The organism is Actinosynnema sp. NPDC037264 (assembly GCF_055603705.1).
In genome coordinates, this window is sequence record NZ_JBVJVK010000005.1 from 111,585 (window position 1) to 127,202 (window position 15,618).

Consider the following 15,618-nt stretch of genomic DNA (forward strand, 5'->3'; position numbering starts at 1 on the left):
GGGGTCGGTGCAGACCGCACCGACCCCCCGGACGGTGTCCGCGTTCCGGTGGGTGGGATCGCCGGCTGTCGCAGGCGGCTGGCCTGCCTGGGAAGACAAGAGACTTGTCATGTTCCGTTACATAATCCGGCGGTTGTTGATCGCGATTCCGCTGCTGATCGCCGCCTCGTTCCTCTGCTTCGGACTCACCGCCGCGATGGGCGATCCCCTGGACGAGTGGAAGCTCCAGAAGCCGCGGACCCCGGCTGAAATCGCCCTCGCCTACGAGCGCACGGGCTACAACAAGCCGTTCGTCGAGCGCTACGTCGACTGGGCCGGCAAGTTCGTCACCGGCGACTGGGGCGAGTCCGTCGTCCCCGGCAACGCCGGCAAGCCGGTCAAGGACGACCTGTTCAAGGCCTTCACCGTCACCCTGCGCCTGATCGTCGCGGCCGAGTTGATCGCGTTGATCCTCGGCATGGCGATCGGCGTGATCGGCGCGGTCAGACAGTACTCGATATTCGACTACACGGCGACCGGAATAGCGTTCGCGATGTTCTCGATGCCGCTCTTCTGCGTCGCCCTCATCCTGAAGGCGGGCGGCATCCAGCTCAACAACTGGCTGGAGTCGATCGGCGGGGACCGGTGGATCATCACCGCGGGACCGCCGGGTGACGGCTTCAAGGGCAGCTTCGGCGAGCAGGTGTTCCAGTACAGCGGTGCCTACATCCTGCCGACGATCTGCCTCGTGGTGATCCAGTTCGCGCTGTACAGCCGGTTCCAGCGCGCGTCCATGCTGGAGACGCTGAACGCCGACTACGTGCGCACCGCGCAGGCGAAGGGCATCTCGCAGGGGCGGTCGATCTTCCGGCACGCGTTCCGCAACGCCCTGATCCCGATCATCACCGTCTCGTCGCTGAACATCGGCGCCGGCTTCGGCGGCGCGGTGATCACCGAGACCGTGTTCGGCTGGTCCGGCATGGGCAAGTTCCTGATCGACGCGATCACGAAGAAAGAGCCATACCAGGTGCTCGGCTTCATGATGGTGACCGCGGTGTTCATCATCGTGTTCAACCTGATCGCGGATGTCCTTTACGCCTACCTGGACCCGAGGATTCGCCTTGACTGAGATCGGTTCGCCTGTGGCGCAGGCTCCAACGCCCACCTCGGCCGAGGCAAGTCAGTTCGACACCACCTCGGCCCGCAAGCAGTGGCAGGTCATCCTGCGCCGCTTCCTGCGACACCGCGCCGCCGTCGTCGGCCTCGCGTTGTTCGTCGTGCTCGTGCTGTTCGCCTTCCTGGGCGGGCTGATCTGGAAGTACTCCTACACCGACCTGGGCTTCCAGCGGTACCTGCCGCCCAGCGGCGACCACCCGTTCGGCACCGACCGGCTCGGCGGCGACATGGTCGCGCTGATCATCCGCGGCTCGCAGTTCTCGTTGCAGATCGCGATCGTCGTCGCCCTGGTGTCCACGGTGATCGGCGTCGTGCTCGGCGCGCTCGCCGGGTACATGCGCGGCTGGGTCGACAGCCTGATCAGCCGGTTCATCGACCTGCTGCTGGTCATCCCCGCGTTCGTGATCGCGGCCGTGCTGGTGCGCAACAGCTTCGTGCTCTCCGTCGCGGGCGGCAGCGGCAGCAACTGGCTCATCGTGGCGCTGTACCTCGGCCTGATCGGCTGGCTGTCGATCGCCCGGGTGATCCGCGGCATGGTGCTGTCGTTGCGGGAGAAGGAGTTCGTCGAGGCGGCCCGCGCGCTGGGCGCGTCCACCTCGCGGATCGTCTTCCGGCACATCCTGCCCAACACCGTCGACGTGATCATCGTGAACGCCACGCTGGCGGTGGCCCAGGCGGTGCTGCTGGAGGCCGCGCTGTCGTTCATCGGCCTCGGCGTGCAGCCGCCGGACACCTCGCTCGGGCTGATGATCAGCCTGAACAAGAACGAGCTGACGCTGCACCCGTGGTTGTTCTTCATCCCGTTCGCCTTCATCGTGCTCATCTCGCTGTCGGTGAACTTCATCGGCGACGGGCTCCGGGACGCCTTCGACCCGAGGCAGAAGAGGGTGAAGGCATGAGTGAGGTGGACGTGATGGGCGCACCGGAGTCCTCGGCGTGGCAGAGCACCGCCGGGAGCGGTGAGAAGCTGCTGCGAGTCGAGAACCTGTCGGTGGACTTCCCGACCGACGACGGCACCGTGCACGCCGTGCGCGACGTGTCGTTCACCCTCGGCCCCGGCGAGGTGCTGGGCATCGTGGGCGAGTCGGGTTCCGGCAAGTCGGTGTCGTCGATGGCGATCATGGGCCTGCTGCCCAAGACCGCGAAGATCGGCGGGTCGATCAAGTTCAAGGACCGCGAGCTCGTCGGCCTGAACTACAAGGAGATGCAGCCGGTACGCGGCAACGGCGTCTCGATGATCTTCCAGGACCCGATGACCTCGATGAACCCGGTCTACACGGTGGGCTGGCAGCTCGCCGAGGCGCACCGGGCGCACCACGACGTGTCGAAGAAGGCCGCCTGGGCCAAGGCCGTCGAGGCGCTGGAGCTCGTGGGCATCCCGCAGCCGGACCGCCGCGCCGCGCAGTACCCGCACGAGTTCTCCGGCGGCATGCGGCAGCGCGCGATGATCGCGATGGCGATCATCAACGACCCGGACGTGATCATCGCGGACGAGCCGACCACGGCGCTGGACGTGACCGTGCAGGCGCAGATCCTGGACACGCTGCTGCGCATCCGGGACGAGACGAGCGCGGGCATCATGGTCATCACGCACGACCTGGGCGTGGTGGCGGGCATGGTGGACCGCGTGCAGGTCATGTACGGCGGCACGGTCGTCGAGCAGGGCGCCGTGGACGAGGTCTTCGAGGCCCAGCGGATGCCGTACACCGTCGGCCTGCTCGGCTCGATCCCGAACCCGAACATGCTGGGCAAGCGGCTCACGCCGATCAAGGGCGCCCCGCCGTCGCTGATGAACCTGCCGCGCGGCTGCTCGTTCTCGCCGCGCTGCCCGTTGGCGATCGACGAGTGCCGCGAGACCGAGCCGCTGCTGCTGGAGACCGACCGGGCCGGCCACTTCGCGCGGTGCCACCGCTCCGCGCACCTGGCGACCATCGAGAACCCGCAGCGGCTGTTCGCCCACGACGAGATCGGCGTGGTCGAGAACCCCGCGTCGCTGACCATGGCGAACCCGGACATCCCGGTGAGCGAGGACGTCGACGTGGTCGAAGCTCGGTTGCACGAAGAGGAGAAGCCGACCTCATGACCTCGACAGAGATCAACGCCCAGGCCGGTGGCCTCGAGTCCGGCGCACGTCCGGGCGAGTCACCGCTGCTGGAGGTCAAGGACCTGGTCAAGTCGTTCCCGGTGCGCGGCGGTGGCATCATCCCGCGCACGGTGGGGCAGGTCCAGGCGGTGTCCGGCGTCAGCTTCGCGCTGCACCAGGGCGAGACGCTGGGCCTGGTCGGCGAGTCCGGCTGCGGCAAGTCCACCACCGGTCGGGCGATCCTGCAGCTGCACAAGCCGACGTCGGGCTCGGTGAAGTTCGAGGGCCGCGAGCTGACCACGTTGCGGGGCAAGGGCCTGCGGTCCGTGCGCCGGGACATGCAGATCGTGTTCCAGGACCCGTACGCGTCGCTGAACCCGCGCTGGCAGATCAACGAGCTGATCTCCGAGCCGTTCAAGATCCACGGCATGCCCGAGGGCAGCGGCACGGACGTGCAGGGCCGGGTCAACGAGCTCATGGAGCTGGTGGGTCTGAACCCGGAGCACCGCAACCGGTACGCGCACGAGTTCTCCGGCGGCCAGCGCCAGCGCATCGGCATCGCCCGGGCGCTCGCGCTCAACCCGAAGCTCGTGGTGCTGGACGAGCCGGTGTCCGCGCTGGACGTGTCGGTGCAGGCGGGCGTGGTGAACCTGCTGGAGGAGCTGCAGGAGCGCTTGGGCCTGGCGTACCTGTTCGTGGCGCACGACCTGTCGGTCGTGCGGCACATCTCCGACCGGGTCGCCGTGATGTACCTCGGCAAGATCATCGAGATCGGCGACCGGGAGGACATCTACGCCCGGCCGATGCACCCGTACACGCAGGCGCTGCTGTCCGCGGTGCCGGTGCCGAACCCGAAGCTGGAACGCGGGCGTCAGCGGATCGTGCTCACCGGTGACGTGCCGTCGCCGGTGAACCCGCCGTCGGGCTGCCGCTTCCGCACCCGGTGCTGGAAGGCGCAGGACATCTGCGCCGTCGAGGAGCCCAAGCTGGAACGGCGCGGCGACGCCGAGGGCACGCTCTCGGCGTGCCACTTCGCCGAGGTGGCGCCCGCCTTCGGCGGCTGAGCCAGAGGTCCCCGCCGCTGCTCCGCCGCCTGCGGAGCAGCGGCGGTTCCCCACCGATTACTCTCTTCCGGTGACGCTCACCGCTCCACCACGGTTGCTGCTGGTACACGCACACCCCGACGACGAGAGCCTGTGGACGGGGGGCACCATCGCCCGCTACTCGGCGATGGGCGTGCACGTCACCGTGGTCACCTGCACCCTCGGCGAGGAGGGCGAGATCATCCCGCCGGCGCTCCAGGAGCTGACCGCGGACGCCGCCGATCAGCTCGGCGGGTACCGGGTCGCGGAACTGAGATCCGCCTGCGCGGCGCTCGGCGTGACCGACCACCGGTTCCTCGGCGGCATCGGCCGCTGGCGGGACTCCGGGATGGCGGGCGTCGAGGCGAACGGGCACCCGCGCGCGTTCGTCAACGGCTCCCCCGACGAGCAGGCCGCCGCCCTGGCGGAGATCATCGCGTCGGTGAAGCCGCAGGTCGTCGTCACCTACGACGCCTTCGGCGGCTACGGGCACCCCGACCACATCCGGGCGCACGAGATCACCATGGCGGCGGCGACGGACGTCGACCGGGTCTTCCACGCGGTGACCTCCCGCGCCGCGACCGAGGCGGGCGCGGCGGCGCTGGCGGAGATCCCCGACCTGCCGTGGCGGCTGCCCGCCGAGGGCGAGCTGGCGGTCACCGACGACGCCGCGATCACCACCACGATCGACATCTCCGAGCACCTGGTCGCGAAGCTCAGGGCGTTGCGCGCGCACTCCACGCAGATCAGCGTGTGGCAGGACGGCTCGGGCCGGGCCGCCTACGCGCTGTCCAACGGCATCGCGCAGCCCGTAGTGCAGGCCGAGCACTACGTGCTGGCCAAAGGGCCCGCGGAGGGCGCGGAGGCCGACCTGTTCGGAGGGCTCGATTGACCGATCGCCTGGCTCTCGTCGGGATCGCGCTCGCGGCGTTCGCGCTCGCGGTGCTCGAGCTGTTCTTCCTGCCGATGCGGTTGGACGGCACGCTGCTGCCGCGGGTGGACGACCTGCCGTTCCCGATCACGGTGGTGCTCGCGATCGTGACCACGCCGATGCTGGTCGTCGCCGCCTCGCGGCACGCGCACCGCACGTTGGCCGCCGTGTCGCCGCTGCTGGTGTGGATCGGCACGTTGCTGCTGTTCGGCCTGTTCGGCCCGGGCGGTGACGTGGTACTCCTCGAAGACTGGCGCACCCTGGTGCTGTTCGCCGGGGGCGCGCTGCCGGGCGCCATCGCGGTGGGCGCGCACATGGGGAGGACGGCCGGTGCCGGAGACGATCACTGACCGGGACGTGGTGCGGGCCCTGCGCCCGTTCGTGCGGGCCACCGGTCCGCTGCTGGACACCCTGCGCGACGCGAACCTGCTCGGCCTGCGCGACCGCGAGGCGGAGCGCGACGCCGACCGCAAGCTCGTCGACAAGCTCTGGGACCAGCTGGCCGCGGTGAAGGTGCCGGGCACGGCCGCGTGGACGCGCATGGACGTGCTCCAGCGCGACGAGTTCTGGCTCAACCGGGTCGGCCGGGTGGTGTCGCTGGTGGCCGCGCTGCCCGGCATCGGCGGCGTGCTGGCCGACCGGCTGCCGATCCAGTCGGCGCTGGGCGCGGCGGGGCAGGGGCTGCTGCTGTCGGCGATCGCGGGCGAGCACGGGTTCACCTCGACCGAGGACCGCGTGCGGCTGCTCGCGCACGTGCTGTTCCAGCGGGAGGTCGACGGGCTGCCGGTCGACTCGGCCAAGGAGGACGAGCAGACCGCCGTGCTGACCGAGGAGCTGCGGGAGCGGTCCACGTTCCGGGCGATCGGCGCGACGATCTGGAAGCTCGCCAAGGTCCTCTGGAAGCTGGAGGACGAGCTGGACAAGCGCCCGCAGGGCCGGCTGTACCACCAGGCGCTGGGCATGCTGCCGGTCGTCGGCGTGGTGGGCGACTACTTCGGCGAGCGCTCGGCGTTGAAACGGGTCCGCAAGGCCGCCTACGCGTGGTTCGACACCCAGTAGCGGTAGCGGTGGTGCTCGACGCAGCCCAGCGACTCGTAGAGCGTGATCGCGGGCTTGTTGTGCTCGGCCACCTGGAGCGCGCACGTCGTCGCGCCGCGGTCGACGCCCCAGGCCGCCAGGCCGCCCATCAGCCGCCGTGCCAGGCCGAGCCGGCGCGCCTCGGGGCGGACGGCGAGCCGCGCCACGTGGAGCAGGTCGCCGACGACGGCGCCGCGCACGGCGGCGAGCACCCGGCCGTCCCCGACGACCGCGCCGAAACCGACCTGTCCGCCGGACGCCAGCACGTGCCGTTGCGCGGGGGTCGGGTCGGGTTGCGCGGCCAGCTCCCACCATCCGGGAGACGGGAAGTCCGAAATGACCACGTCGGCTTCCTTCGGGGTGGCGAACCCAGCCGTCGAGCCGGTCATCACCAGCGATTCCGCGCCGCCCGGGTGATCGACGTCGATCCGCCATCCGGCCGCTTCGACGCCCGCCTCGGCGGGTGCGCCGATCACCACGTGGGCGGCCGGCTTGATGCCGTTGGCGGTCGCGAAGTCGATCACCTCGGCGAGCGCGTCGGCGACCGGGATCCCCGGATCACCCGTGGTCAGGGCGCTGTTGGCACGTCCGGTGAAGCCGCCCGCGGCCCTGAGCCGCCACTGCCCGAGCGGCCGGTCGACCAGCGCCGGCCACGCGTCGGCACACCGTTGCTCCAACTCGGTGACGTGCTGCACCCCCGCATCGTGCACCGCGCAGGTGAGCGGCGGTCTGTGAGGTGGAGCACGGTGCTGATAAGGCAAGCCTGCGCGTTGGACAATCGACTCCGCCGCGTACTCTCCGGCTTGCGCGGTGTGGACCAGAACAAGAGCAGGAGAGCGCAGTGACCTATGTGATCGCCCAGCCGTGCGTGGACGTGCTCGACAAGGCGTGCATCGAAGAGTGCCCCGTCGACTGCATCTACGAAGGCGACCGGATGCTCTACATCCACCCGGATGAGTGCGTCGACTGTGGTGCTTGCGAGCCGGTGTGCCCCGTCGAGGCCATCTACTACGAGGACGACGTGCCGGACGAGTGGAAGGAGTACACGAAGGCGAACGTGGACTTCTTCGACGAGCTGGGCTCACCCGGCGGCGCCTCCAAGGTCGGCAAGGTCAGCGCCGACCCCGCGTTCATCAAGGCTCTCCCCCCGCAGGCGTCGCACGAGTGACGTCCAGCAGGAGGCTCCCGGACTTCCCCTGGGACTCGCTGGCCGACCACGCCGCCAAGGCGCGCACGCACCCCGGCGGCGTGGTCGACCTGTCCATCGGCACCCCGGTGGACCCGGTCCCGGAGCTGATCCGGCACGCCCTCGGCACGGTGGCCGACGAGCCGGGCTACCCGACCACGCACGGCACGCCCGCGTTGCGCGAGGCGGTCGTCGGCGCGCTGGCGCGGCGGCACGGCGTCGTCGGGCTCGACCCGGCGGCGGTGCTGCCGACCATCGGGTCGAAGGAGCTGGTGGCGTGGCTGCCGACGTTGCTGGGCCTGGGGCCGGGCGACGTGGTGGCCATCCCGGCGTTGGCGTACCCGACCTACGAGGTGGGCGCGCGGCTGGCGGGCGCCACCCCCGTGCGGCTGGCCGACGGCGAGCCGCCGCCGCCCGGGACGTCGCTGGTGTGGCTGAACTCGCCGTCCAACCCGACCGGTCGGGTGCTGTCGGAGGCCCAGTTGGCGCAGGCCGTGGCCGACGCGCGGGCGGTCGGGGCCCTCGTCGCGTCCGACGAGTGCTACTTGGCGCTCGCGTGGGACGCGCAGCCGGTGTCCGTGCTGCTGCCGTCGGTCAACGGCGGATCGTTGGACGGCGTGCTGGCCGTGCACTCGTTGTCGAAGTCGTCCAGCCTGGCCGGGTACCGGGCGGGGTTCGTGACGGGCGACCCGGCGCTGGTGGCGTCGTTGCTCGAGGTGCGCAAGCACGCGGGGATGATCGTGCCGCGGCCCGTGCAGGCGGCGATCACGGCGGCGATGAACGATGACGCGCACGTGGCCGAGCAGCGCGAGCGGTACCGGGCGCGGCGTGCCGTGCTGCTGCCCGCGCTGACCGCGGCCGGCTTCACCGTCGACCACTCGGAGGCCGGCCTCTACCTGTGGTCGACCCGTGACGGCGAGAACGCCTGGGACACCATCGGCTGGCTCGCGGACCGCGGCGTCCTGGCCGCCCCGGGCACGTTCTACGGCCCGACGGGCGACCGGCACGTCCGCATCGCGCTGACCGCCACCGACTCCGCCATCACCACGGCCATCGCCCGCCTGAGCGACTGACCGCCTCCTCCGCCCGGCCGTAACGTCCCGCCGCCTCACCCGATGGTGAGGTCGATGGCGCTCGGCACAACGGTGCCGCGGGTCACCGGAACGGCGGGACGGGCGTGGCACGCAGAACGACGGAGCAGGGCCTCCGATTACGCCGTGACGAGCGGTCGGGCAAGCACGTCTGGCGCTGGTCCGCCGCCGCGGTGTTCGTGGCGGGCGCCGCCGTCGTGCTCACGCAGGCGCCGCCGGCCGACCTCGGCAACGGGTGGACGGGGTCGGCTCCCCAGGTCAGCGCCGCCGCGGCCACGTGCGCCATGGTCGTCGCGCTGCTCACGTTCGTCTGCGTGCAGGTGCGGGAGACCCGCAAAGAGCGGCGCGAGCGGCGGGCGCGGGAGAGCGCCGAGTGGACGAGCTTGCGCGAGCACATCCACCTGTTCGTGGACGGCCGCTGCCCGACGGTGCGCGAGGTGACCGACCACGCCGCGGTGGGCGTGACCAGGTCGCTCGACCTGCCCGGTGCCGGTGGCGCGGCCGCTTACGTGCCGCGTGACCTGGATGAGAAGCTGGTCGCGCTGCTGAAGGAGTCCGCTTTCACGCTGCTGCTCGGGGAGTCGAAGGCGGGCAAGACGCGGACGGCGTTCGAGGCGGTCCGGGCCGCGCACCCCGATCGGGCGCTGGTCGTGCCGCGCACCCCGGGCTCGCTGGACGAGCTGATCTCCTTGGGGGTCGACTTCGGCGACTGCGTGGTGTGGCTGGACGACCTGGACCGCTACCTGGGCGCCGGTGGCGTCTCGTTGCAGACCATCACCGCCCTGACCGCCGGCACCTGCCGCGTCGTGGCCACCATGCGCAACAACGCCAAGAGGGTCTACGCGCCGGTCAACGGGCAGGACGGCCCGGAGTGGCGGGTCATCCGGCAGGCCGAGTCCCGGTCGCTGGAGCGGGTGCTCACCGAGGGCGAACTCGACCGGATGGCCGCGGTGCTGCCCCACGTCCCACCGTCCGCGCTGGCGGACCGGGGACTGGCGGAGTACCTGTCCGCGGCGCGTGACTTGGTCGACCGCTTCGACGACGCTGCCTCCGCCAACCCTTGCGGGCACCACCTGGTGCTGGCTGCGGTCGACCTGATGCGCTGCGGGCTCCGCGTCCCCACGACCGCCGACGTGTTCGCGGTGGCCCGGGCGATCCGGCCCGCCACCGAGCCCGAGTGGTCCGACGACGACCTGCACGAGGCGCTGCGCTGGGCGTGCGAGGCGGTCTACGGCACCAGCGCGCTGGTGCGGTCGGCGGACACGGGTCTGCGGGTCTTCGACTACCTGGTCGACGAGGTGGACGCCCGCCGCCAGGACGTCCGCGACGAGGCGTGGGAGTTCGCGGGGGCGGTGACCGGGGAAGCCGAGCGGGTCGACGTCCTGCGGGCCGCCATCGCCTACGAGCGGGTGGACGTCCTCGTGCCGCTGTGCCGCCGGCTGGCGACCAGCCCCGACCCGACGCTCGCCGGCAACGCCCTGTACAACCTGGCGATCCACGAGCGCCGCGGCGGTGACCGGGCGGAGGCCCTGCGGCTGCTGCGCGAGAGCCAGGCGCTCGACTTCCCGTTCGCCTACCACCGGGAGGCCGTGTGGGAGCTGCGGGCGAAGCACTGGCGGAAGGCCGACCGGCTCGCGGAGAAGGCCTTCAAGCTCGGCGACCGGGACGTCGCGTCCATGATGGGGCACCACGCGATGCGCCGGAACGACATGCCCCGGGCCCGGCTTTGGTTGGCGCGCGCGGCCGACCAGGGCAACCGCGACTGCCTGCGGCACCTGGTGGGCATCGAAGCCGAGCTGGGCGCGTCGCCGACCGCCCGGACCCGGATCGAGGAAGCGGCGCGTGACGGCGACCCGTTCAGCAGGTTGGCGTTCGCCGAGATACTGATGCACGAGGGACGCCGGCGCGCGTCCCGCGCCCTGCTGCGCGACCTGCCGTCGGACGACGAGGCCTACCAGCGGCACGCGATGTTCATCGGGCGGATCCACGCCGGCACGGGCAGCACTGCGAAGGCGCTGGAGTGGTACCGGCTGGCCGTCGCGCGGGGCGTCGAAGCCGCCCGGGTGGACCTGGCGATGCTCCTGCTCAAGCGGCCGGGCGAGGCGGGGGAGGCCTGGGACATCCTCCAGGGCGAGGCGGCGGCCGGGTCGCGCAAGGCCAAGCGGGTGCTCGCGCGCGAAGCGGTGCGCCGCCGTGACTGGGCCGAGGCGGAGCGGTGGCTGGTCGAGCTGGCGGGGGGCGACGACCTGCGGTCGACGCACGACCTCGCCCGCCTCTACGAGGTCACCGGCCGCTTGGATGAGGCCGAGAAGCACTTCAGGCGCGCGTTCAAGCAGGGGCACCACCACTGCGCCGACCACGTGGCCGTGCTGGTCCTGGCCCGGCGCGGCTACGAGGAGGCCCGCACGTGGTTGGAGCGGGTGGCGCGCGGGTCGACGTCGATCGCGCGGGTCGTTCCCCTGATCGACGAGCAGTCGGCGCCGTTGATCGCCAGGATTGTCGGCTGGCAGTTCACGCCTCTCGGCCTGCGGGTCCAACGGCTGCTGTGGTCGTCACCGCTGCTGGGCCGCGTGCTGCGGAAGGTGACCGAGACCATGGACGTCCGCCTCTCGGACGTCAAACTCGTCGCCTTCCACACCGACGACTGACCGCGTGTCGAACGCTCAGGACCCCCGAGTTCGACGCTCAGGTCGCCTGAACGCGAACTCGGGGGTCCGACGCGCGGGGTCAGTCGTTGGCGTGCAGGGCGGCGTTCAGCTCGATGCCCGTGCCCTTGCGGGGCAGGACCTTGACGACGCCAGTGGTCGAGTCGCGGATGAACAGCAGGTTCGACATGCCCGACAGCTCACCGGCCTTGACGACCGCGCCGTCCGCGCCGGTGACCTTCGTCCCCGCCGTGATGTAGAGGCCGGCCTCCACCACGCAGTCGTCGCCCAACGAGATGCCCACGCCGCCGTTCGCGCCGATCAGGCACCGTTCCCCGACCGAGATGACCTGCTTGCCGCCACCGGACAACGTGCCCATGATCGACGCGCCGCCGCCCACGTCCGAGCCGTCACCGACGACCACACCGGCCGAGATGCGGCCCTCCACCATGGACGTGCCGAGCGTGCCGGCGTTGAAGTTCACGAAGCCCTCGTGCATCACGGTCGTGCCCGACGCCAGGTGCGCGCCCATGCGCACGCGGTCCGCGTCCGCGATCCGCACCCCGGACGGCACGACGTAGTCCACCATCCGGGGGAACTTGTCGACCCCGTACACGGTCACCGGACCACGCGCCCGCAGCCGCAGCCGGGTCTGCTCGAACCCCTCCACCGCGCACGGGCCGAAGTTCGTCCACACCACGTTGTTGAGCAGCCCGAACAGCCCGTCCAGGTTCGCGCCGTGCGGCCGCACGAGCCGCGACGACAGCAGGTGCAGCCGGAGCCACACGTCGTAGGTCGAGGTGGGCGCGTCGGCCAGCGAGCCGATGCCGACCCGGACGCCGACGACCTCGACGTCGCGCTCGGCGTCCGCGCCGAGCTGCTTGGCGGCGGCCTCACCGAGCGCGGCCGAGACCTCCGCGGACGACAGCAGCGCCACACCGGGCTCCGCGTCCCCGAGGGACGGCGACGGGAACCACGTGTCCAGCACAGCGCCGGTAGGGGTGACGGTGGCGAGTCCGACGCCGTACGCGCCGGTGGGGTTTGCGGTGCTCACGGGTGTCAACGGTAACGTGCGCCGCGTGGCCGACACCTTGCACCTCGCCGCCGATCCCGTCGAGCTGACCGCCGCGCTGGTCGACACGCCCAGCGTCTCCGAGGACGAAGCGCGGATCGCCGACCTCGTCGAACGGTCCCTCAAGGACCAGACCGCCCTCGAAGTCACCAGGTCCGGCAACGCCGTGCTGGCCCGCACGAACCTCGGCCGCCCGTCCCGCGTCGTGCTCGCCGGCCACCTCGACACCGTGCCGATCAACGACAACCTGCCGTCCCGCCTGGAGAACGGCATCCTGCACGGCTGCGGCACCGTCGACATGAAGGGCGGCGACGCGGTCATGCTGCACCTCGCCGCCACGGTCGCCGACCCCCGCCACGACCTCACCTTCATCTTCTACGACTGCGAGGAGATCGAGGCCGTCCGCAACGGCCTCGGCCGCATCGAGCGCGAGCTGCCCGAGTGGCTGCACGGCGACCTCGCGATCGTGTGCGAGCCGTCCAACGGCGTGATCGAGGCCGGCTGCCAGGGCACGATCCGCGTCGAGCTCCGCACGAAGGGCGTCCGCGCCCACACCGCGCGCGGCTGGATGGGCGTGAACGCCATCCACGCCATCGGCGACGCCCTGAACCGCCTGGCCGCGTACGAGCCGCGCCAGGTCGAGATCGACGGCTGCCTGTACCGCGAGGGCCTGCAGGCCGTGAAGATCAGCGGCGGCGTCGCGGGCAACGTCGTGCCGGACGAGGCCGTGCTCACGGTCAACCACCGCTTCGCCCCCGACCGCACCCCCGAGCAGGCCGAACAGCACCTGCGCGAGGTGTTCGAGGGCTACGACCTCACGGTCACCGACAGCTCGCCGGGCGCGCTGCCCGGCCTGAACGCGCCGACCACGAAGGAGCTGGTCGACGCCGCCGGCGGCACCCCCGTCGCCAAGCTCGGCTGGACCGACGTGGCCCGCTTCGCCGCCCTCGGCATGCCGGCGGTGAACTTCGGGCCGGGCGACCCGACGCTCGCGCACACGCAGCAGGAGAACGTCCCGGTGCACCAGATCCGGCAGTGCGCCGACGTGCTGCGCCGCTTCCTCGGCCCGGCGCGCGGCTAGACTCCGGCCAATGACGGACAGCGTGGACGAGCACCCCAAGGAGAAGCAGCGCGGACCGGTCGTCCTGCGGCGCGAACGCCGCGACGAGCTGACCACCACGGACCAACGGCTGCTGGACTCGCGCGGCCCGAGCGACTGGGTGCACACCGACCCGTGGCGCGTGCTGCGCATCCAGGCGGAGTTCGTCGAGGGCTTCGGCGCGCTGGCCGAGGTGCCCAGCGCGGTGACCGTGTTCGGCTCCGCCCGCACCGGCCGCGACCACCCCGAGTACGAGACGGGCCGCAAGCTGGGCGGCGCGCTGGCCGAGGCCGGGTTCGCGGTGATCACCGGCGGCGGGCCGGGCGCGATGGAGGCGGTCAACCGGGGCTGCTCGGAGGCGGGCGGGTTCTCCATCGGCCTCGGCATCGAGCTGCCGTTCGAGCAGGGCCTGAACCCGTGGGTCGACCTCGGCGTGAACTTCCGCTACTTCTTCGTGCGCAAGACCATGTTCATCAAGTACTCGCAGGCGTTCATCTGCCTGCCGGGCGGGTTCGGCACGCTCGACGAGCTGTTCGAGGCGTTGACGCTCGTGCAGACGAAGAAGGTCACCAAGTTCCCGGTGGTCCTGTTCGGCAAGGCCTACTGGCAGGGCCTCTACGACTGGGTCCGCGACTCCGTGCTGGCCAGTGGCAAGGTCGGCGAGAAGGACCTCGACCTGCTGTACCTGACCGACGACATCGACGACGCGGTGCGCGTGGTGAACGACGCGCACAAGGCGTGGGCGGACGCGCACTGACCTGGTGGGGTCGCGCGCGTCCCGTCAGCTGACGCGCGCCTCCTCCAGGCCTCGTGCGGCGGCCAACCGCGTCGCCTCCTCCGCGAACATCCCCACGTCCAGCGGCACGAACGGCGACACCTTGACGTCCAGCCGCGCGCCCGTCGCCCTGGCCTGCCAGGTGCCCAGGATCTCGCCGTCCACGAGCAGCGCGCCACGGCGGCCCAGGATGCGCCACACCTGCTTCTGGTGCGCCTTGTCCGGCACGAGCAGGTCGCGGTCGCGCGCGTTCAGGTAGGGGTCCAACGGCGGCAGCAACCGCACCACCTCGGGCTCCGACGGGTTCTCGAAGGCCGCCATCCGATCGGCCGGCAACCACGCCCGCTTGGACACCGCCACCAGGTCGTCCGGCCACACGTCCTTCACCTCGCGCACCGGCGCGCCGAAGTAGTGCGCCACCTCGGACGGCCCGGCGGGACCGTGCAGCCGCAGGTAGTCCGCGATCAGCGCCTCGAAGCCCTCGTTCGCCCGGGGCACCTCGCGGCGGCCCTCCAGCGGCACGAACGTCACCGTCCTCTCCGCCGGGTCGAACCGCAGGCCGGCGGGCAGCACGGCGAGGCGAAAGACCGGGTCCAGCACGTGCGTGGCGTCGCACCCCCGGCACCAGGCGGTGACCTCCGGCCGCACCTTCGCGGTGAGCCGGGACGACGCCTCACCCTTCGTCATCGGCCCGCTCACCACCTCGCGCAACGCCGCCGCGACCTCGTGCAGCACCTCCAGCCCGTCCGCCACCGGCGGCCGGTTCATCCGGGTCACCGCGTCGGCGTCGCTCAACGGCCACAACCGAGCCGCCAACGCCGCCACCTCGTCGGTCCGGTGCCAGTGCGGCGCACCCCGCACGCTCCACGTGAGGGTGAACGCGTCCAACTCCGGCACCGTCGCCAACCGCGCCGCCAACCCCACCACCGCCGACCGCTCGGAGTCCTGGAGCCCGAGGTCGAACACCCGCAACCGGGACGCGTCGGCGACGGACCGGTCGAACTGGTGCGCCGCGACCCGGTACGCGATCACCCGTTCGCGGTCAGCCAAGGTCGGCGTCCAGGATGATGAGCTCGTGCTCCAACCGGGCCGTCCCGGAGATGCCGGCGAGCTCACCGGTCCCCGACCCGGGCACGATGTGCCCCCAGAACTGCGCCCCGTCCGGCGACATGATCGCGCCGTGCTGGAGCACGAACGTCCCAGCCTTCCCCTCAACCGTCCCGGTGAACCTCTCGGTGCCCACGTACCCGGCGGCGCCGTCCGACGGCTGGCACATCGTCAACTCGGCGGTGCTGGTGCCCTCCATCGCGCCGCTGTACGCCTTGTCCACGAGCGCCCGGCCCAGCTGCGGCTCCGCCTCGTCGTAGACGGTCTGGTCCCATCGGGTGATCTTGAACGTCGCCTTCGCTTCCATGCGGGTGA

Annotated in this window: 16 protein-coding genes; 12 read left to right on the plus strand and 4 right to left on the minus strand. The window is 71.5% G+C overall.

Going from position 1 to position 15,618, the window contains the following annotated elements:
• Positions 1-109 precede the first annotated feature (109 nt).
• From ACZ7GX_RS08485 to ACZ7GX_RS08515, 7 genes are all read left to right on the plus strand, one after another.
• Positions 110-1,108: an ABC transporter permease gene (locus ACZ7GX_RS08485; RefSeq protein ID WP_498774644.1), complete on the plus strand. Its 999-nt coding sequence runs from the start codon at positions 110-112 to the stop codon at positions 1,106-1,108.
• Positions 1,101-2,054, plus strand: coding sequence for an ABC transporter permease (locus tag ACZ7GX_RS08490; protein ID WP_498774302.1), 954 nt, complete (start codon positions 1,101-1,103; stop codon positions 2,052-2,054). Before ACZ7GX_RS08485 ends, ACZ7GX_RS08490 begins: the two co-directional genes overlap by 8 nt.
• On the plus strand, positions 2,051-3,238 hold the full coding sequence (locus tag ACZ7GX_RS08495) for an ABC transporter ATP-binding protein (RefSeq protein WP_498774304.1): 1,188 nt from the start codon (positions 2,051-2,053) through the stop codon (positions 3,236-3,238). The genes ACZ7GX_RS08490 and ACZ7GX_RS08495 overlap by 4 nt, the downstream gene beginning before the upstream one ends.
• Positions 3,235-4,302: an ABC transporter ATP-binding protein gene (locus tag ACZ7GX_RS08500; RefSeq protein ID WP_498774306.1), complete on the plus strand. Its 1,068-nt coding sequence runs from the start codon at positions 3,235-3,237 to the stop codon at positions 4,300-4,302. Before ACZ7GX_RS08495 ends, ACZ7GX_RS08500 begins: the two co-directional genes overlap by 4 nt.
• Positions 4,303-4,372: 70 nt before the next feature.
• Positions 4,373-5,212 (plus strand): N-acetyl-1-D-myo-inositol-2-amino-2-deoxy-alpha-D-glucopyranoside deacetylase, encoded by an 840-nt coding sequence (gene mshB, locus ACZ7GX_RS08505; RefSeq protein WP_498774308.1) that lies wholly within the window; start codon positions 4,373-4,375, stop codon positions 5,210-5,212.
• Complete coding sequence (locus tag ACZ7GX_RS08510) at positions 5,209-5,601, plus strand: hypothetical protein (protein ID WP_498774310.1); 393 nt, start codon at positions 5,209-5,211, stop codon at positions 5,599-5,601. The genes mshB and ACZ7GX_RS08510 overlap by 4 nt, the downstream gene beginning before the upstream one ends.
• Positions 5,582-6,310 (plus strand): hypothetical protein, encoded by a 729-nt coding sequence (locus ACZ7GX_RS08515; RefSeq protein WP_498774312.1) that lies wholly within the window; start codon positions 5,582-5,584, stop codon positions 6,308-6,310. Before ACZ7GX_RS08510 ends, ACZ7GX_RS08515 begins: the two co-directional genes overlap by 20 nt.
• Here ACZ7GX_RS08515 and ACZ7GX_RS08520 read toward each other — a convergent pair.
• A complete protein-coding gene (locus ACZ7GX_RS08520) occupies positions 6,286-7,023 on the minus strand; it encodes a GNAT family N-acetyltransferase (protein ID WP_498774314.1) in 738 nt (245 codons plus the stop codon). The genes ACZ7GX_RS08515 and ACZ7GX_RS08520 overlap by 25 nt on opposite strands.
• Positions 7,024-7,169: 146 nt before the next feature.
• Here ACZ7GX_RS08520 and fdxA point away from each other — a divergent pair, with 146 nt between their 5' ends.
• The 3 genes from fdxA (at position 7,170) to ACZ7GX_RS08535 (ending at position 11,253) form a co-directional block, all read left to right on the plus strand.
• The gene (gene fdxA / locus ACZ7GX_RS08525; protein WP_053716290.1) at positions 7,170-7,496 is read left to right on the plus strand and encodes a ferredoxin; all 327 of its coding nucleotides are present in this window, start codon (positions 7,170-7,172) and stop codon (positions 7,494-7,496) included.
• Positions 7,493-8,587 (plus strand): succinyldiaminopimelate transaminase, encoded by a 1,095-nt coding sequence (gene dapC, locus ACZ7GX_RS08530; protein WP_498774316.1) that lies wholly within the window; start codon positions 7,493-7,495, stop codon positions 8,585-8,587. The genes fdxA and dapC overlap by 4 nt, the downstream gene beginning before the upstream one ends.
• Positions 8,588-8,691: 104 nt before the next feature.
• Entirely contained in the window at positions 8,692-11,253 is a 2,562-nt protein-coding gene (locus ACZ7GX_RS08535) for a tetratricopeptide repeat protein (RefSeq protein ID WP_498774318.1), read from the plus strand.
• A 79-nt stretch (positions 11,254-11,332) separates the two neighbouring features.
• Here ACZ7GX_RS08535 and dapD read toward each other — a convergent pair whose 3' ends face one another.
• Entirely contained in the window at positions 11,333-12,304 is a 972-nt protein-coding gene (gene dapD / locus ACZ7GX_RS08540; RefSeq protein WP_498774320.1) for a 2,3,4,5-tetrahydropyridine-2,6-dicarboxylate N-succinyltransferase, read from the minus strand.
• 25 nt (positions 12,305-12,329) lie between these two features.
• Between dapD and dapE the strand changes: the two genes are divergently transcribed.
• A complete protein-coding gene (gene dapE, locus ACZ7GX_RS08545; protein WP_498774322.1) occupies positions 12,330-13,403 on the plus strand; it encodes a succinyl-diaminopimelate desuccinylase in 1,074 nt (357 codons plus the stop codon).
• A gap of 10 nt (positions 13,404-13,413) precedes the next feature.
• Positions 13,414-14,178: an LOG family protein gene (locus ACZ7GX_RS08550; RefSeq protein ID WP_498774324.1), complete on the plus strand. Its 765-nt coding sequence runs from the start codon at positions 13,414-13,416 to the stop codon at positions 14,176-14,178.
• Between the two features lie 24 nt (positions 14,179-14,202).
• On the opposite strand, the gene ACZ7GX_RS08555 is transcribed toward ACZ7GX_RS08550, so the two are convergent.
• Together ACZ7GX_RS08555 and ACZ7GX_RS08560 are read right to left on the minus strand one after the other, a co-directional pair.
• Positions 14,203-15,246 (minus strand): DNA glycosylase AlkZ-like family protein, encoded by a 1,044-nt coding sequence (locus ACZ7GX_RS08555; protein WP_498774326.1) that lies wholly within the window; start codon positions 15,244-15,246, stop codon positions 14,203-14,205.
• Positions 15,239-15,610 (minus strand): DUF3224 domain-containing protein, encoded by a 372-nt coding sequence (locus ACZ7GX_RS08560; protein WP_498774328.1) that lies wholly within the window; start codon positions 15,608-15,610, stop codon positions 15,239-15,241. The genes ACZ7GX_RS08555 and ACZ7GX_RS08560 overlap by 8 nt, the downstream gene beginning before the upstream one ends.
• Positions 15,611-15,618: the final 8 nt, after the last annotated feature.